This window comes from Mycoplasma sp. (ex Biomphalaria glabrata) (genome assembly GCF_001484045.1).
Taxonomy (GTDB): Bacteria; Bacillota_I; Bacilli_A; order Mycoplasmatales.
Genome location: NZ_CP013128.1, coordinates 212,003 through 229,737, shown reverse-complemented (window position 1 = coordinate 229,737; position 17,735 = coordinate 212,003). Strand labels below are relative to the sequence as shown.

Here is a 17,735-nt window from a genome sequence, read left to right as displayed (position 1 = left end):
AATTTAACATGAATTTAAATGAAACAATGCTACGTCAAATAATAATGGATCATTATAATAACCCACAATTTAAAAGTATTGATTCATCTTGAAAAATTAAAAGATATAATTCACCAACATGTATAGACGACATTACGATAGGGTTAGTTTTAGAAAATAATACTATAAAGAAAATTGGTTTTATTGGAATTGCATGTGCGATATGTACATCTTCAACAGACATAATGATTCAAGAAATTAAAGGCAAAACAGTTCTTGAAGCGAATAAAATTATTGAAAATTATTTAAATATGATTAAAGGTAAAGAATTTAATGAAGATGAACTAAACGAATTAATAGCTTTTAAAAATGTTAATCGTCAACCTAGCCGTGTTAATTGTGCAACTTTAGGAATTAATTTAATTAAGGAAATGATTAATGAGTAAAAAAGCAATTAATAATGAATATAAATATGGTTTTTCTGATAATGTTAAATCTTTTATAGAAGTTAAAAAAGGCATTTCTAGAGATTTAGTAAAAGAAATATCTCTTTTAAAAAATGAACCAAGTTGAATGACTACTTTGAGATTAAAATCATTTGATGAATTTAAAAAAATCGATAATCCAAAATGGGGACCAAATTTAAAAAAGTATATTAATTTTGATAATTATACTTATTACATTAAGTCGACACAAAAACCAGAAAATGATTGAAAAAAAATTCCAAAAGTAATTAAGGAAACTTTTAATAGAGTTGGAATAATAGATGCGGAAAAAGAATTTTTAGCCGGAGTGTCTACACAATATGAAAGTGAAGTAGTTTATCATAAATTAGAAAAGGAACTTGAAGAATTAGGAGTAATATTTACAGACACAGATTCGGCTTTAAAAAATTACCCCGATTTATTTAAACAACATTTTGCATCAATTGTTCCAAGTGGCGATAATAAGTATTCTGCACTAAATACTGCATTTTGAAGTGGAGGATCGTTTATTTATATTCCAAAAAATGTAAAATTATCGAAACCATTGCAATCATATTTCCGTATTAATGCCAAAAACATGGGTCAATTCGAAAGGACATTAATAATTGCTGATGAAAATTCAGAACTTCACTATATTGAAGGTTGCACAGCGCCAACGTATCAAAATGATTTGTTGCACGCAGCTGTTGTTGAAATTATTGTTCATAAAAATGCAAAAGTTCGTTATACAACAATTCAAAATTGAAGTGACAATGTTATCAATTTAGTGACAAAGCGTGCATTTGTTTACGAAAATGGATTGATGGAGTGAATAGATGGAAACATCGGTGCTCACATAAATATGAAATATCCCTCATGTATTTTAGCTGGCGAATATGCAAAAGGTTACACATTATCTATCGCAATCGCTAAAAAAAATACAATAATTCAAGACACAGGCGCTAGAATGATTCATTTAGCAAATAATACTAAGAGCAACATAATATCAAAATCCATTTCTTACAACGGGGGTGAAGTAAATTATCGCGGAAAAATATTTATTAGTAAAAATGTTAAGAATGCTGATGCAAAATCAAGTTGTGACACTCTCTTATTGGATAATATTTCTAGATCTAGTACAATCCCGGTTAATGTATGCAATTCTAGCGATTCAAAAATTGATCATGAAGCAAAAGTTTATGAATTAAATGAAGAAGAAATATATTATTTGACTAGTAGAGGAATTTCGAAACAAGAGGCTATTAAAATGATTACACTTGGTTTTTTAGAAACTTTTTCTAAGGAATTACCAATGGAATATAGTGTTGAATTGAATCAACTAATTAAATTAGATATGGAAGGAAGTATTGGTTAATATGAGTATTTCAAAAGATGAAATTAGAAAAGAAAAATTAGATTTACGAAAAAGGATGTATGCAACTGCGGTTGAAAAATTGAGTTATCAAATTTGTGAGCGTTTAATTATTTCTGAAATAATTACGCCAAATTCACGCATCGGTATTTATAAACCAATAACAAACGAGGTAAATGTTCAACATTTAGCACATTGATTAAAAGAAGAAAATAAATCTGTTTTATATACGCCACGCGTTTTAGATCATGGCGACATGATTTTTGAAAAAGTATTTAAACCGATTTCTTCTCTTGATTTGAAATATACAGATCCATTAAGCGGAATGGTTGATGGAATTGAATATTTCATTATTCCATTGGTAGCATTTGATAGAAAAATGAATCGGATTGGTTTTGGGAAAGGTTACTACGATAGATATTTAAATAGATATGAAAAAAACTGCATTAAAATCGGTTTAGCTTATTCATTCCAAGAAACTATTGATATTCCGTCCGAACCTCATGATGTTAAATTAGATTACATCGTGACCGAGAAAGAAATAATTAAATTTCTTGAACTCCAATAACTCCTAATACTTCTTCAATTAACAAGTCCTCAATACTATCTCTAATAGTTGTATCTTTAAATTGACAATTAGAACAAGCCCCAAGTAATTTAACATAGACGATTCCATCTTCAAATTTAATAAATTCAACACCTCCGCCATCCTGTGCAAGGAATGGACGAATTTTATCTAAAGTTTTTGTTATTTTATCTTCAATTTTCATTTTTCTTATCACTCAAAATTTTTCTCATTTTTTTTACTTTTAATATACAATAATTATTGATATGAAAATAATCAAAGGTAAAGTAACTAAAATCACTACCTTCGGCGTATTTGTAAAAACAGAAGATAACAAAAAAGGTTTATTACATATTTCTGACTTTAGTGACTTTTATATAGACGACTTAAATAAATATTTTAAAGAAAACGTTGAATATAGTTTCATTGTTAAACAATTTAACCCATTAACAAATAAATATAATTTAAGTTATAAAGAATTAAATCTTTCATTACGAAATACAACAAGCTTTAGAAAAATCATTGAATCACAATCTGGGTTTGAACCTTTACACAATTTGATTGAAAATTTTATTAAGGAGTAAAGATGATAAAACTAAATTTAAATAACGTAAAGTACCTGAACTTGAGCAATGAAAGATTAATTGAAAGCTTATTTTTAACTATCGAAAAAGAACTATCTTTTCAAGAAAAAATGCCAAACAATTTTGTTGGATGAAGAAGTTGACCGAAAAATTACGACAAAAAAGAATTTGTCGCAATGAAGAAAATAGCTAAACAATGAAATAAGGAAATGACTCATTCAAAAAAAACTAACTATTTAGTAGTTGTTGGTATAGGTGGAAGTTACTTAGGTTCAAAAGCAGCTCTTGATTTTATTCAAGGATTATATCCAAATAGAAATTGTGAATTTATGTTTTTAGGGAATACTATGTCATCTGATTACGTTTTTCAATGTTTAAAAAAATTAGAAGATGCAAATTTTTATGTAAATGTAATTTCTAAATCTGGAACAACTCTAGAACCATCAATCGGTTTTCACTTAGTATTAGATTTATTAATTAAGAAGTATGGCGAAAAAGAAGCAGCAACAAGAATAGTTTCAACAACTGATGCAAAAAAAGGGGTGTTGGTTGATATATCTAAAAAACTAGATGTTCCAACATTTGTCATTCCGGATAATATAGGTGGAAGATATAGTGTTCTTACACCGGTCGGTGTCTTTCCGATGCTAGTTGCTGGGATTGATGTAGATGCAATTTTTAAAGGAGCACAACAAGCGATGATCGATTTAAAAAAACCATCAATCAATAATCCTGCCTACTTATATGCTTACACAAGAAATATTTTAGCTAAACAAGGTAAAAGAGTAGAGACATTTGTTAGTTTCGAAATGCAAATGAATTTTTATAATGAATTTTTGAAACAGTTATTTGGCGAAAGCGAAGGAAAAGACCGTTTAGGTATTTGACCAACTTCATGCATATATTCAACCGATTTACATTCATTAGGGCAACCTATGCAAGAAGGACCAGACTTTTTATTTGAAACTTTTATTAAGATTAAGAGAGCTTGCAGCAATGTAGTTATTGAAAAAACAAAAGATAATCTAGATGGATTAAACTATTTGGATGGGAAAAATTTACATAGTATTAACTACGCAGCTTATACAGGAACATTGGATGCTCATTCTAATGATGGGCAAAAATCAATTATTGAAATTGAAATAGAATGTATGGATGCTTATAACTTTGGATATTTATCACAATTCTTCTTTAATGCATGTGCAATTTCATGTTTGATTCACGGAGTGAATCCGTTTGATCAAAACGGGGTTGAAGTTTACAAAAAAAATATGTTTAAATTATTAGGAAAAAAATAATACTAACGAATTTGATTTTTAAAAGCAAATATATTACAATATAAAAGCATTTGTGTAAAAATGCCTATATATGGATTGTTAGCTCAGTTGGGAGAGCAGGTGCCTTACAAGCATCAGGTCGTAGGTTCGAGCCCTATACAATCCACCATTAGCTGGCTTAGCTCAACCAGGCAGAGCAACTGACTTGTAATCAGTAGGTTGAAAGTTCGATTCTTTTAGTCAGCACCATTTTTTTTGGAGGGATAGCGAAGTGGCCAAACGCGGTTGACTGTAACTCAATTCCTTTCGGTTCGGGGGTTCGAATCCCTCTCCCTCCACCAATTGGGGTGTAGCCAAGCGGTAAGGCAAAGGACTTTGACTCCTTCATGCATTGGTTCAAATCCAATCTCCCCAGCCATATTTTGTCCTCGTAGCTCAGTGGTAGAGCAATTGACTTTTAATCAATGGGCCGAAGGTTCGAGTCCTTTCGGGGACACCAATTGCCCAAGTGGCGGAATAGGTAGACGCAAGGGACTTAAAATCCCTCGAGACTTACCTCTCGTGCCGGTTCGAGTCCGGCTTTGGGCACCATTTGCAGGTGTAGTTTAATGGTAGAACTTCAGCCTTCCAAGCTGACTGTGAGGGTTCGATTCCCTTCACCTGCTCCATTTTTTTGTCTAAGAAAAATCTTAGCTAAAAAAATGGATTTTTTTAAATTTTAAAAATTTAAATCAATAGTTGAAATATATTTTGTATACTAAAATAGTATGAATTTAATGAAAAATAATGAAAATAAAGAAACGAGTAATCTTCCTTCTATTGAAGAAGAAAGATCTTCTTTAATTAACACCACAAAGAAAATTATGAACGATTCTATTTTAATCAATGTAGAAAATGTTAGCAAAGTATATAGTAAAAAAACTTTGCATGGAACAGAAAAATTTTATGCCAATGATAATGTTTCGTTAGTCATTAAGCGTGGCGAAAGAGTAGGAATTATCGGAGCTAATGGTGCTGGTAAAACAACATTAGTTGAAATGATAGCTGGATTAAGAACTGTAACTTCAGGGGAAATTCAATATAATTTCTTAGGAATGAGAGAAGGAAAATCGTCAAAAGAATGTATAGGTTTACAATTTCAAAATAATTTATACCCCGAGGGAATAAAAGTTAGAAATATCTTGGATTATTTTATAAATGTTTTTGAATTAGATCGTAATAAGATTTATGGTGAATATGCTAAGGTTTTCCAATTAACAACACTATTAAACAAATACGCAAATAATTTATCAGGCGGTCAAAAACAAAGATTGAATGCTTTAACATCGATTATGCACCATCCTGAATTAATTATTTTAGATGAAATATCGACCGGACTTGATATCTTTGCAAGACATGAAATTACAACTTTTATTTCCAGAACATTGGAACAGTTTAATTTGACATTAATAGCTATATCACACAATATGCCGGAAATCGAACAGTTATGCGATCGCGTTATTACGATTCACAAGGGTAAAATTCTTTATGATGAACCTTTATCAAAAATAATAAAAGAACATGGTTCGTTACAGGTGTATGTTGACAAATATTTTGATAAATACGGGAACGAAATTGAGATAGGAGCAGAGTAATATGGAAAATGTATCACTAGGAAAACAACCAAACCAACGCAGTTCACGTTTTCACACTAAATATAAATGTTACGTAGCAAGTGTTCGCTTGCTATTAATTGCCATGTTTAATCAAAAATCTAGTTTCTTGTTTATTTATGGAATGCCACTATTATTCTTGTTTTTATTAGGTTCTTTTTATCCAAATGAAAAAGGATTGGGGCCAATTATGGCAACTTCTGCTGTAATGGGGATTACTATGACCAGTGGTTCTTTAAATTACATGCCTCAACGTATAGTTGAATTTCGTAAATCTTCCTTATTAGCAAGAATATCTCTAAGTCCGCTTTCAAAACTTGATTTAATTATGTCTATTATTATTTTTAATGTAGTTATTAATATTACTCAGGTATTTTGAGTTATGGGTATGTCATTCGCTATTTATTCACATGATTGATTTGGTAGCAATATTTTTAACGCCTCTTCGGGATATTTTAATATTGGATATTTTATTGGAGCAATTCTTTTATATATTCTATTTATGGTTTCTTTAGGAGCACTAATATCAGCTCTTTCAAAAAATCAATCTATGGCAAACTTGTTAGGATTCTTGTTTTATATGTTACCTGCTTTCTTGTCAGGGCAATTTATACCAGCAGAATCGCTAGGTTCAACTATGACAACAATTAGTCAAATACTTCCAACAACATATTTACAAAGAATGCTAACATTATCATTTTTACCAGCTAATATTCCACATCAAACACTAGTTGATATGAAAATAAATTTAGAATGATGAGGTTACATTATCCCTCCAGCTTCAACAATTGTTATTATATTAATAGCTGTAAAATCGTTTAATTGGGATAGATAAAATGCTTAAAAAAATGAAAAATAAAATTTTTTTTCCTAAAAAAGAAAAAAAAGTTCCTCAAACTACCAAAGTAGAAAAAAATAGCCGCAAAGTTTTAATAGAAGTTACTAATCTAAAAAAAGTTTATGGATCTACAACTATTTTTGAAGATGTTAATTTTAAAATCCATGAGGGTGAAAAAGTAGCTCTAATTGGAATTAATGGTGTCGGTAAATCAACAATTGTTGACATTATTTGTGGCGTTCAACAGCAAACAGATGGTCAAGTGATGCGTAATTTTAAAAATCATGTTGATTTCATGCAAAATTTGGGCGTTCAATTTCAAGAATGTACATATCCAGCAGATTTATCTGTTAAATCGTTAATAGATTTCTATGCTGCAATTTACAATAATCAAGATATAGATATTCAAGAACTAATTAAAACATTAAAAATTGATGAACTTTTGAAAAAAAGAATTAAAAGAATTTCCGGTGGACAAAAACAAAGAGTTAATATTTTGTTGTCAATTTTGCATAACCCAAAATTTTTAATTTTAGATGAAGTTTCAACAGGATTAGATCTTGGAGCTAGAACCGAAATTAAAAAACTAATTAAAGATTTATCAGAAAAATATAATTGAACAATGTGTTTAATCACTCACAACGTGGAAGAATTGAGTTATTTATGTGACCGCATCATTCTACTTGGGAGAAATCAACAAGGTATTGGTAATGTTGTTGAAGATGACTCGATTGAAAATATTGTTAAGAAGTATAAATCGCTAGATAAATTTATTAGCACACATTTTGAATATTAAGGAGAGAAGTTATGTCTTTGCATAAAAGTTGATTAATTACAAAGCTATTTTTTGAAAGTTGAAGAAGAAATTTTCAAGGGCCTTTTTTTGCCTTCGGTTTTCCTTTAATGATTTTATTAATAATGGGAGAAATTCAAAGAGTTCAATGAGGACCAACTCCAACGCCAAATCAATATGAAACTTTTTTAACAACGATAATGGGAATTGTTGGATTATCTGCTGCAAGTGTAACCATTACATCTATGCCGATGAACCTTTTAGGTTTTAAGGAATCAATCATTATTAAACGAATTGCTATTACTCCGATTCGTAAAATAGATTTTATTCTTGCCCCGGTTATTTTAGGGTTTTTGATAACTGTTGCTTCAGCAATATGAATAATAGCGTTATCTTTAGCTTTTTTTAATTATCAAATTATTGAATCATTTAAACATTTAGAACATTTTAAAGGAACAACTGCTATTCCAGTAACTTACGGAGCGGGCGCAATATTTTCAATGTTAACAGGATTTTTATTAGTTATCATTGTTGGAATGTCGATTGGTTTATTTTGCGCTAGTTTTACTAAAACCCAACAATCCGGAATAGGGATTTGTATGATGATTTACTTTCCTTCAATATTATTGAGCGGAGCTGGTTTACCGATGCCATTAATTACTAAATCTCCAATTTTAAATGTTGTTAGTTATTTTATGCCAACTCGTTATTTTCTAGAAATTTTAAATATTTCCATATTATATGGAGGTGACGGTATATTTACTAATGCTCATATAAACGACATTACATATGTTCCATCATCAAATCCATTCGTTACAGCTGGTTCAATTTATCCAGATAATATGCCAGCATGAGCATTAATTCCGATAAATGTAGGAATAGCTGCATTATTCATGGGATTAACATATAAATTGTGAAAATGATAAAAAATAGATTAAATACACCAATTAAAACATCTGTAATCTTAACGTTATTTCAATCGCTAATTCCAGGAATTATTGTTTGAGTGCTATTTGGTGCTCAAACACATGCAATTATGCAATTAACAGTGGAATATCGCATTATTACATCAGTATCGCTAGTTCTTTGAGCTTTAATTACCACATTTTTAAGTTTTCGCCTAGGATTATCTAACTATGACCAATTTAGTTTTTCAATTCCGATTACTATAACTGTTGTAGTATTATTCAATGTTACTTATTTGAACTTATCATTTGTGTGATATACGGTAATTTGTTTTGTTTCGATCATTGTATCTATTATTGTTGTAAATTATTGTGTAATGTACATTGCTAATCGTCATAACTGAAAAGGCTAAAAAATCTTTGAAATAGTTGAAAAATTTCCTTATATTTTATCTCTAATGTTTTTTCGTAGCAAAGATTGGCTCACGCTAATCAGTATAGAACTTGATAACGAATGAAGCAATTCATTTTATATTCGTTTAAGTGTAATTTCTTATTGTATTTTAGAAAAGTTTCCATACCAATCGGGCAAGCTAATAAATTTTCAACAATCACGCTGGCATAATCCATATATAAATCACTATATATAGCGAAATCTCAATCAATAAGATAAATGTTTTCTTGTATGTCTTGATCAATCAATATATTACCTGGATGCAAGTCATTATGACAAATAACTAAATTAGATGTTTTAAAATATCGGTTATGAAAATTTCTAATTCAATCTAAGTACTGATTAAAAGGGATTCACATATTTTTTATACCATCAGCCATTTCAAATCACTCATTATAAAAATGGAATGGCAAAATATTCAAATTTTCAGTTTCAATTTGATGAAGTTCATCTATTTTCTTATAAGTTTTAATTAAAATTTCTTCATCCATACATAGAATGTGATTTGCATTATGAAGGTATTTTCCTTCAGTTATTAAGTATCCATTTTCAATTTTTGAAGAAATTAATAATGGATAGGATTTTTTAATCAAATGATTTTGAATTTTATTAGAACGTTCCACATTAATAATTGATAATAGATTTTTTTAGTTTTTTATGTATTATTTCATCCAGAACATGTATGTCGTTTGTAAGTGAAATTATTTCTTTGCTCATAAAAATATTATAATATTAAAAATTAGACAATAGAGAGTTGGGCAAAACATGAAAAATAAAAATGGTTGTGCTTCGTGCATTACAAAAAATTGTTCCAAACAAGAAAATTCTTGCAATTGTGATTCAAGTTGCGGTTGTCAAAACCAAGATTCTGTTGCTTGTTCAAAACTAGATTGTTGTAAGGGCGGAGCAAAGTCTAAAGAAAAAATTGATGTAATTATTAGCCAAAAAGTTGGTGATAATGATCATTACAAGTATGTCCAAAATTTCGAATGTCCGTTTTTTCCTTGCCATGAAGAAATAGATTTAGACGATTTTAATTGTTTATTTTGCTATTGCCCACTTTACATGCTAGGGAAGGATTGTGGTGGAAATTTTCGAATTATAGATGAAAATATTAAAGATTGTAGTAATTGTTCAATCCCACATCGTATTAGTAAGCGAGACTTTATTCAAAAGAAGTTAGTGGAAAATGTTATTCCTTTGACCGCTCTTAAAATGAAAAATAAAAAAGACCATTAAGGTCTTTTATTTTTATCTATACAATTTAGGTTTTGTTCAATGTTGTAACTATTTTCAACAGCATTAATGGTTGTTTTCTTCTCTAAATTGCTTGAATAAGGACTAATTGGCTTATCGAGATATATATTTTGTTGAGTTTTTAGAGCCGTAATTTGATTTTCTTTATAATAACCTGTTGTAATTGCCTTTACATTAAAAGGTTCATCAGGGTTTGCACGATTAATAAATAATAGCATTGGTCAATGTTGGTAATATTTTCCATCACTTGGAGCAGTTTTATTTCACGTTGTTGGTCATTTAACTGATGAATCAGGGCTAGAAGCTGATCAATATAAGTCATTCATTGTTACATAACTTCCCGTTTGATTATCTCCATCCTTGTGCGTCATTCAACCTCTTTTTTCATTATCTGTTGGTGGGGTAGATGGTGGAGTTATAGCACTTCATGAATATTTATGATTAGTTTTATCGAATGTTCAATCTAAGCTATTTTGTTTTAAGTTATATAATCAATATCATGGACTTGTTGGAGTATCAATACCACCTTCAAAACCATTTGAATCTTCGATATTAAAACCATCAATAAAAATAGAATATGTTTGATATTGTTTTGCCAAGTCATTTAAAGTTCCATTACCTTGAGGGTAAGAATCTAAGTATTTTTGTGTTCAATCTGTGCTATTTTTATCTGATTCAGTTAAAAAATTATCCATATCGTCTTCACTAACATCACGGTCTGCACGACAATAAGGACATGAGGAAGTTCCGATGTACAATAAGAAACCGTTTATCGCTTTACTTTGGTCCCCGTCTTTGGGTTGTCTATTAAAAATGTTTGTAAAATCAGATCATGAAGTCACGTTAGTTCAGTTATAACCAAGTGCCTTTTTTTGTTCACTTGAGCATCCTGCTAAAAAAAGTGCACTTGCACTAAAAGTTCCTAGTAAAATTGGTATTAATTTCGCACTTTTTTTGATTCTTGAATAATTTCTTTTTTTCATACAAACCCCCCGCTTAATTAACTAATTAAACCCTATAAATAGTTATACTAATTATATAATAAGAAAACTTAAAAAATAGTAGGAGAATCATTAATGAATATTTTATTCGCGACAAGTAATAAAAATAAAATTAAAGAAGTGGAACATATTTGAAATCAACACATTAATTTGTTGGCATCACCAGTAAAATTGGATTTTTTGGATGCGTCACTAGGAGTGGTTTTAGATAAGGAACAAGCAGAAAAGTTAGATATTCCAGATGAAGTTGGTGACACGTACGAAGAAAATTCTCGTATTAAAGCGGTTCATTATGGAACACTACTAAATGTACCTGTAATTTCAGAAGATAGTGGATTAGAGGTTGAAATTTTAGGGAATATCCCAGGCGTGCATACAGCAACATGAAATAAACACAAAACTCAAACACAGAGAAATAAAGAAATAGTGGAAATGGTTAATATGAAAAGTATTACCGATCGACAAGCAAAGTACATTTGCGTTTTAACTTTTTACGATCCAGCAAGAGATTTTATTAAACAATTTCGTGGAGAAGTAACTGGTTTTATTGCGCAAAAACCGTCTAATGGCAGAAATGGTTTTGGTTTTGATCCAATATTTTATTTTCCACAATTAGAGGCAACTTTTGCAGAGTTAACTACTGCGCAAAAATCTTTACATTCTCATAGATCTAAAACTTTTATTGAATTTATTGAATGATATAGTAAAAACTATCAAAAAAAATTAGAAAAAGACACAATCTTAGCTGAGTCAGAAGAATCAGAAAAATAATTAATATTTTATAACACAAAAAAGTATACAATTTTAGTATGAATTCACTATCCATTATTTCATTAGTGGCTTTCTCGATTTTAGTATTATATGGTGCTTTTTCTTGTGCAGCTGAAAATGCCATTTCTTCTTTCAATTTAGCTAATGCTCGTGTATTAGCTAAGAAAAATCCTAAATATAAAAAGAAGTTGCGCAAAGTCACATTAATTATTGCTAATTACAACTTTTACATTACATGCTCAATACTTGGAAATAATTTAGCAGGAATTTTAGCAACTGCAATAATGACATCTTTTTCAATAGCGCATTTCCCCGATCGACCATTAGCATCATCTTTATTAATTGGGGGAACAACGATATTACTTCTAGTTCAAGAAATCATTCCAAAAATTTTTGTTCGTGAAATTCCGGAAAAATTTTTATTTAATTTTTGAGCATTTATTGCTTTTAATAGAATTATTTTATTTTTACCGGCTTCACTTGTGGATTGAAGTGTAAAGGGAAAAATTAAAACACATAAAAAAGTTACCGAAAAACATCTTGTTGAATGAATTACTCTTTCAGAAAAAGAAGGTTCTATTGAGGCTTCTGAAGGGTTATTAGCTAGAAATGCGTTAGCATGAGATGATAAGAAAATTCATGATTTTGTTATTCCTATAAAAGATGCAGTGACATTGAATAACAAAATGAAGTTCCCACAGATAATTAAAACTTTAAGAGAATCTCAATATTCACGCTACCCTTTAATTTCCTTGAAAGACGGAGAACCGATTGGAATTATTTTAGCTAGAGATTTTTATGAAAACTACTATGAAAATGATTCACATGTCTCATTAAGTAATATTGCTACAAAGCCGATTAGAATAAATATTGATCTTTCTTTAAAAGAAGCATTTGAAATTATGAGAGAAAATCACCAACATATGTTAATTGTTCAAGATTATCGCAAAAAAGCTATTGGCATTATTACATTCGAAGATGCTGTAGAGATGCTTTTTGGAAAAATATACGATGAGAAGGATCGTCCTAATATTGTTGAGTATGGTGATGAAGAATTTAAAATTGCTTCAAATACTAAATTAATTCATTTATTTAATGAACATTTTAAAGATAATAAAATTCCTAAAACAAACATGAAAACATTATTTTCTTGAATAACCGAATATAATCATGGTAAAAAACCTAAATCAAATCAATCATTTATATATGAAAATATTCGTTTTACATATATAAATGATGAAAAAAAGAATTATTTTAATGCTGAGTTTTTACAAGATGAATACTTCAAAAAATCAATATAATATTTTTTAATTGTTGCTATAATTTAATCATGTCAACATTCGAAATAATTATTGTAGTTGTTTTAATATTATTTATTTTATTAATTAGTTTTTTAATTATCAAACTTGGAAATAATAAAAATACATTTACCCCTTCAGCTATTATTCCTAATAATCAAAATGAATTAAATGAAATCCATAAATCTTTAGGGGTTTTGAGTAATACATCTAATAATATAAATAGGGTCATCGATAACTTAAATAAGGAATTGCAAAAAAGTATAAATCAATCAGATGCACAAACAAAAAACATCTTAGAAAAAACTAGTGAAAATGCCGCAACTTTAAGTAAATTAGACCGTATTTTTCACGATAAACAAAGGCGAGGGCGTTTTGGCGAATTATTGTTGGAAAATATTTTAGAAACAATATTTGAACAAAGTCAAAATACAACTTCAACACCTTTTAAATTTCAAGGTAAAATTGGAACAAAAATTGCGGATGCGGTTATCGAGATAGGAAACGGTCTTGGACCTGTTGCTATTGATAGTAAATTTATTTCCAATGTAACTGACTGAGATCAACGTGACGTTACAGATGATGAATTTAAAAAAGCAGTTAAAGCTCGCATACTTGAAACTGCCAAATATTTAAATGAAGGTAAGGAAAGCGCTATTATTTCTATTATGTTTATTCCTTCTGAATCATATTATGTAAGAATATGTTCTAGTCAGGAATTGTTGGATTATGCAAGAAAACAATTTGTTGTATTGTCATCTCCAACAACATTATTCGCAATATTAGACTTAATTCGTCGAACAACTGAAGCATATAATGTCAAAAAGAATATCAAAAAATTTCAACAACATTTGGAAGAGCTAAATCAACACCATAAAACTTTTGATGAAAGATTTGATAAATTGAAAGATAATATTAATAAAACTGTGGACCTGCAAGGACAATTACAAATTACATATGATAAAATACAAAAGAGTGTTCGAAATTTAGCCAATTTTGAGGAATAAAATTAAATATATAAAGCGAGTAATGACTATATAAAATATGAATAAACGTAATGAAGTTAGTGCAGTTAATAAATCAAGTAAAAAAAGAAAATTTAATGTTCGTAATAATCCATTTTTATTTTATTTAAACCGACCAAGATTAAATGGTTACTTTAATGTTTATAGAGTTATTGGAATGTTGGTAGCTTCAATTTTATTTTTTATTTCTTACCGATTTTTTTTACAAAATATTATCTTTCCAAGAAACCCGATTGCCGGGGGTGTTACTGGTATATCTTTTGTTATTGGGCAATTTTTTAGAGATCCAAATACCAATGCTTTAGTAGTGTATGCTTCTGCTATGATTATTAATATCCCTTTTTTGATCTTTGCTTGAATTAAGTTAGGTAAAAGGTTTACATTTTACACATCAATTTACCTAGTAATTCAATTGATTATTCAAATCATATTCTCTTTAAATCCTTCATTTAACGATATTTTTGATAAAGCGCAAATTTTTGAAATTTCTTCAAGCAATTCTGATTCGCTAAATTTATTGTTTTATATGGGTTATGCAATTATTTCTGGAATTATTTTTGGGATAGGACAAGTTATTGTTTACAATGTTGGTGCTAGTTCAGCTGGTTTTGATATTATTTCTTATTATCTTTCGCTAAATAGAGGAAAACCTATTGGTAGAATGAACATTACTTGTAATTCATTTGTTATTGTTGGTGGGTTGATTGTGACAGCTATTCAAAATCCTAATTTTCTAAACATAGTGGATAAATTAATTTTAACAATATTGTACCAATTAGTTACATATGGCGTTGTTGACCGTTATTTTCCGAAACAAAAGAAAATATATGTTCAAATTTTTACTAATAAAATCGATGTAGTGGAACGAGTTATTCAAGAATCTAATACTCGTTTTACTTACACAAAATTGGAAGCAATTGGTGGTCACTCACGTGAAAAACAATCTATTTTAATTATGGTAATGACTCTATACGAATCTTCGATTTTAGTTCCAAATATTCAAGAACACTTGCCAGATTGTTTTATTACAATCTCTAAGATGGAAAATGTTTATGGACATTTCACGCCATACACACTAGATTAAAAAAGACTACATCTCGTAGTCTTTTTTTAAAATTCAATTTTTAAATCGAAAAATTTATTTAAATATTTTCCAACGCCCCCGTCATTGTTTGTATAGTCTGTTACATCATTGCATACAACATCAAGAGTTTTATTGCCATTCTTCATTTTAACGCCATGTTTTACTCAACTTATTATTTCATAATCGTTTGAACCGTCCCCAAATGCAATTGTTCTTTCGCGAGGTATATCATAGAATGATGCTAAAATTTCAGCTGCATTACCCTTATGAGCTTTTGGAGCTGTAATATCTATAACTACCGATTTTAAACCTGGTTTTGGCCACTCTCTATAAATAATTTCATTTTTATATTTATCTAGTACTTGTGAATATTTTTCGAATTCAACATTATTAAATGTTTCAATTAAACACGCATTAATATTTTTACAATCTTTTAAAGCATTGTTTAAGTCATCAACAATCAAAAGTGAATTATAAAGTTGACATTGTTCAAACAATTCGTGAGAAATTGTATTAAGATAAGGAACATTATCTTTTTCTAATAGTATTGCTTTTGATTTTTCTTTAATTAATGGGTTATTGATAATTTCATAAACAACTTTGGCATCTATTCCAATTGATGCAATGACATTATCATTGTTTTTGGGATCATAAATAAATGCTCCATTATATGATGAAATTAATGTATTTAACTCAAGAGAGTTGTAAATATCGATAACACTACGTGGCGGGCGACCTGACACTATGCAAATAATGTGTCCAAGTTCCTTAGCTTTTTTGATAGCCAATTTATTGGCGTGACTAATACTAAAACCATCGCTTTTAATTGTTGTACCATCTAAATCAATGCATATTAATCAAGGTTTACTTTTATCCATGTCGGTTTAATCCCATTCTTTCTTTTGCAAGTTGCAATGTTTTTGACGCTCTTTCGCTTGCGTGTATTGCTCCGTCGTTTAAAATTTTATTAATAGTTTCTTCTTTGCGAAATTCATTAAATTTATTTTGTAGTTTTTCTAAAAACTTAACAACTATATCTGCTAAATCAGTTTTAAATTCCTTGTAACCTTTATTGCTATAAAGTTCGATAATTTCATTAATTGATTTGTTTGTCAAATTAGCATATATTGTAATTAAATTACTAACACCTGGTTTATTTTCGATATCGTATAAAACTTTATTTTCGTTATCTGTTATAGCTGACATAATTTTTTTATGAGCTTTTTGTAAATCATCTAATAAATAAATACTACTCATTTGATTTTCGTCACTTTTTGACATTTTTTTACTTGGATCGACCAAACTCATTATTTTAGCTCCATTCTTTGGAATAAAATGATTAAATTCTTTAAACGTTTTACCAAATCTGTTATTAAAACGTTTTGCTAATTCTTGAGTTAACTCAATATGCTGTTTTTGATCTCTACCAACCGGGACAAGATCTGGTTGGTAGAGTAGAATGTCACCAGCCATAAGAGTTGGATAGGTAAATAAGCCAGTTGGAATGCTTTCAGTTCCGTTTTTTGTTATTGATTTTTGAGATTTATCTTTAAACTGTGTCATTCTATTTAATTCACCCATGGTTGATAAACATAACATCATATGACCTAATTCAGCATGTTCATGAACATCACTTTGAATAAATATACTAGCTTTATTATTATCAAGTCCGCATGCTAAGTATAGTGCAGCAATGTCTAATGTATTTCTTTTTAATTCCGCACTATCAATTGGATTCACAATTGCATGCATATTAGCAACAAAAATATACAATTCGTTATTTTCTTGTAATTCAATAAAACTTTTGATAGCTCCAATGTAATTACCGATGGTTAATTTTCCTGTCGCAGTAATACCACTTACAACAACTTTTTTTGTGTTTTCCATATTCTTATTTAATGATAAATTATTTTCATTTTTTTATTTAGAAAAAAAATTTGCTTCGATACGAGAAAAAGAAAAATTTGTATATAATATAACTATGTGAGTGGTTTAGCATTAATGCAATTTAACATCAACCATTACATTAAGGGGAAAAATATGTCGAACATGAAAGACATCGTAATTTATATGTCACCTAGTTGTACTAGTTGTCGTAAAGTAAAAAAATGATTTAAAAAAGAACAAGTGCCTTTTGTTGAAAAAAACATAATTATGAGAGGAATTAAAAAAGAAGACATTAAAAAAATTGTCAATTGCTCTGATAATGGTTTTTCAGATATTCTTTCTGAAAGAAGCAGTTCATTGAAAAAATTAAATGTTAATTTAGAACAAATGACTTCATCACAAATGATCGACTTAATTCATGAAAACCCAGGTATTTTAAAAAGACCTATTATTTTACAAGAAGACAAAAATCGTGTTTTAGTAGGTTTTAAAGCAGAACAAATTGAAATATTTGCAAAAGAAGATTAAT

At 29.0% G+C, this 17,735-nt stretch carries 21 protein-coding genes and 7 tRNA genes; 23 read left to right on the top strand and 5 right to left on the bottom strand.

Annotated features, from left to right (window positions below):
* Positions 1-8: 8 nt before the first annotated feature.
* From sufU to ASO20_RS00905, 3 genes are read left to right on the top strand one after another with little or no spacing between them, the layout of a single operon-like run.
* Positions 9-425 (top strand): Fe-S cluster assembly sulfur transfer protein SufU, encoded by a 417-nt coding sequence (gene sufU, locus ASO20_RS00915; RefSeq protein WP_085056050.1) that lies wholly within the window; start codon positions 9-11, stop codon positions 423-425.
* Entirely contained in the window at positions 418-1,818 is a 1,401-nt protein-coding gene (gene sufB, locus ASO20_RS00910) for a Fe-S cluster assembly protein SufB (protein ID WP_085056048.1), read from the top strand. The genes sufU and sufB overlap by 8 nt, the downstream gene beginning before the upstream one ends.
* A gap of 1 nt (position 1,819) precedes the next feature.
* Entirely contained in the window at positions 1,820-2,383 is a 564-nt protein-coding gene (locus tag ASO20_RS00905; RefSeq protein ID WP_198140243.1) for a 5-formyltetrahydrofolate cyclo-ligase, read from the top strand.
* Here the strand turns inward: ASO20_RS00905 and ASO20_RS00900 are convergent.
* The gene (locus ASO20_RS00900) at positions 2,361-2,585 is read right to left on the bottom strand and encodes a NifU family protein (RefSeq protein WP_085056045.1); all 225 of its coding nucleotides are present in this window, start codon (positions 2,583-2,585) and stop codon (positions 2,361-2,363) included. The genes ASO20_RS00905 and ASO20_RS00900 overlap by 23 nt on opposite strands.
* 61 nt (positions 2,586-2,646) lie before the next feature.
* Here ASO20_RS00900 and ASO20_RS00895 point away from each other — a divergent pair, with 61 nt between their 5' ends.
* From ASO20_RS00895 to ASO20_RS00830, 14 genes are all read left to right on the top strand, one after another.
* Positions 2,647-2,964, top strand: coding sequence for a S1 RNA-binding domain-containing protein (locus tag ASO20_RS00895; RefSeq protein WP_085056044.1), 318 nt, complete (start codon positions 2,647-2,649; stop codon positions 2,962-2,964).
* A gap of 2 nt (positions 2,965-2,966) precedes the next feature.
* On the top strand, positions 2,967-4,262 hold the full coding sequence (locus ASO20_RS00890) for a glucose-6-phosphate isomerase (protein WP_085056042.1): 1,296 nt from the start codon (positions 2,967-2,969) through the stop codon (positions 4,260-4,262).
* Between the two features lie 72 nt (positions 4,263-4,334).
* Positions 4,335-4,410, top strand: a tRNA-Val gene (locus ASO20_RS00885).
* A gap of 3 nt (positions 4,411-4,413) precedes the next feature.
* Positions 4,414-4,490 (top strand) — tRNA-Thr (locus tag ASO20_RS00880).
* Positions 4,491-4,498: 8 nt separating this feature from the next.
* Positions 4,499-4,582: transfer RNA gene (locus ASO20_RS00875), tRNA-Tyr, on the top strand.
* Between the two features lie 2 nt (positions 4,583-4,584).
* Positions 4,585-4,659: transfer RNA gene (locus ASO20_RS00870), tRNA-Gln, on the top strand.
* A 6-nt stretch (positions 4,660-4,665) separates the two neighbouring features.
* Positions 4,666-4,740, top strand: a tRNA-Lys gene (locus ASO20_RS00865).
* Between the two features lie 3 nt (positions 4,741-4,743).
* Positions 4,744-4,832: transfer RNA gene (locus ASO20_RS00860), tRNA-Leu, on the top strand.
* 3 nt (positions 4,833-4,835) lie between these two features.
* Positions 4,836-4,909, top strand: a tRNA-Gly gene (locus ASO20_RS00855).
* Positions 4,910-5,017: 108 nt separating this feature from the next.
* On the top strand, positions 5,018-5,875 hold the full coding sequence (locus ASO20_RS00850) for an ABC transporter ATP-binding protein (protein WP_232297038.1): 858 nt from the start codon (positions 5,018-5,020) through the stop codon (positions 5,873-5,875).
* A gap of 1 nt (position 5,876) precedes the next feature.
* Positions 5,877-6,728 carry an ABC transporter permease gene (locus ASO20_RS00845; protein WP_085056039.1) on the top strand — a complete coding sequence of 284 codons (852 nt, stop codon included), beginning with the start codon at positions 5,877-5,879 and terminating at the stop codon, positions 6,726-6,728.
* A 13-nt stretch (positions 6,729-6,741) separates the two neighbouring features.
* Positions 6,742-7,527 (top strand): ABC transporter ATP-binding protein, encoded by a 786-nt coding sequence (locus ASO20_RS00840; protein ID WP_198140242.1) that lies wholly within the window; start codon positions 6,742-6,744, stop codon positions 7,525-7,527.
* 11 nt (positions 7,528-7,538) lie between these two features.
* On the top strand, positions 7,539-8,450 hold the full coding sequence (locus tag ASO20_RS00835; protein ID WP_085056036.1) for an ABC transporter permease: 912 nt from the start codon (positions 7,539-7,541) through the stop codon (positions 8,448-8,450).
* Positions 8,444-8,842: a hypothetical protein gene (locus tag ASO20_RS00830; RefSeq protein ID WP_085056034.1), complete on the top strand. Its 399-nt coding sequence runs from the start codon at positions 8,444-8,446 to the stop codon at positions 8,840-8,842. The genes ASO20_RS00835 and ASO20_RS00830 overlap by 7 nt, the downstream gene beginning before the upstream one ends.
* Here ASO20_RS00830 and ASO20_RS00825 read toward each other — a convergent pair.
* On the bottom strand, positions 8,817-9,476 hold the full coding sequence (locus tag ASO20_RS00825; RefSeq protein ID WP_198140241.1) for a phosphotransferase: 660 nt from the start codon (positions 9,474-9,476) through the stop codon (positions 8,817-8,819). The genes ASO20_RS00830 and ASO20_RS00825 overlap by 26 nt on opposite strands.
* A 172-nt stretch (positions 9,477-9,648) precedes the next feature.
* Between ASO20_RS00825 and ASO20_RS00820 the strand changes: the two genes are divergently transcribed.
* The gene (locus tag ASO20_RS00820) at positions 9,649-10,122 is read left to right on the top strand and encodes a cysteine-rich small domain-containing protein (protein WP_085056031.1); all 474 of its coding nucleotides are present in this window, start codon (positions 9,649-9,651) and stop codon (positions 10,120-10,122) included.
* On the opposite strand, the gene ASO20_RS00815 is transcribed toward ASO20_RS00820, so the two are convergent.
* Positions 10,119-11,123: a hypothetical protein gene (locus ASO20_RS00815; protein WP_085056029.1), complete on the bottom strand. Its 1,005-nt coding sequence runs from the start codon at positions 11,121-11,123 to the stop codon at positions 10,119-10,121. The genes ASO20_RS00820 and ASO20_RS00815 overlap by 4 nt on opposite strands.
* 93 nt (positions 11,124-11,216) lie before the next feature.
* Here ASO20_RS00815 and ASO20_RS00810 point away from each other — a divergent pair, with 93 nt between their 5' ends.
* From ASO20_RS00810 to ASO20_RS00795, 4 genes are read left to right on the top strand one after another with little or no spacing between them, the layout of a single operon-like run.
* On the top strand, positions 11,217-11,912 hold the full coding sequence (locus tag ASO20_RS00810) for a non-canonical purine NTP pyrophosphatase (protein WP_085056027.1): 696 nt from the start codon (positions 11,217-11,219) through the stop codon (positions 11,910-11,912).
* A gap of 38 nt (positions 11,913-11,950) precedes the next feature.
* The gene (locus tag ASO20_RS00805; RefSeq protein ID WP_085056025.1) at positions 11,951-13,213 is read left to right on the top strand and encodes a CNNM domain-containing protein; all 1,263 of its coding nucleotides are present in this window, start codon (positions 11,951-11,953) and stop codon (positions 13,211-13,213) included.
* 29 nt (positions 13,214-13,242) lie between these two features.
* The gene (rmuC, locus tag ASO20_RS00800; RefSeq protein WP_085056024.1) at positions 13,243-14,217 is read left to right on the top strand and encodes a DNA recombination protein RmuC; all 975 of its coding nucleotides are present in this window, start codon (positions 13,243-13,245) and stop codon (positions 14,215-14,217) included.
* A gap of 37 nt (positions 14,218-14,254) precedes the next feature.
* On the top strand, positions 14,255-15,319 hold the full coding sequence (locus ASO20_RS00795; protein WP_085056022.1) for a YitT family protein: 1,065 nt from the start codon (positions 14,255-14,257) through the stop codon (positions 15,317-15,319).
* A 26-nt stretch (positions 15,320-15,345) separates the two neighbouring features.
* On the opposite strand, the gene ASO20_RS00790 is transcribed toward ASO20_RS00795, so the two are convergent.
* Together ASO20_RS00790 and trpS are read right to left on the bottom strand one after the other, a co-directional pair.
* The gene (locus tag ASO20_RS00790; RefSeq protein WP_085056020.1) at positions 15,346-16,197 is read right to left on the bottom strand and encodes a Cof-type HAD-IIB family hydrolase; all 852 of its coding nucleotides are present in this window, start codon (positions 16,195-16,197) and stop codon (positions 15,346-15,348) included.
* Positions 16,190-17,206, bottom strand: a complete 1,017-nt coding sequence (gene trpS, locus ASO20_RS00785) for a tryptophan--tRNA ligase (RefSeq protein ID WP_085056019.1) — start codon at positions 17,204-17,206, stop codon at positions 16,190-16,192. Before trpS ends, ASO20_RS00790 begins: the two co-directional genes overlap by 8 nt.
* Before the next feature lie 153 nt (positions 17,207-17,359).
* Here trpS and ASO20_RS00780 point away from each other — a divergent pair, with 153 nt between their 5' ends.
* Complete coding sequence (locus tag ASO20_RS00780) at positions 17,360-17,734, top strand: Spx/MgsR family RNA polymerase-binding regulatory protein (protein WP_198140240.1); 375 nt, start codon at positions 17,360-17,362, stop codon at positions 17,732-17,734.
* Position 17,735 lies beyond the last annotated feature (1 nt).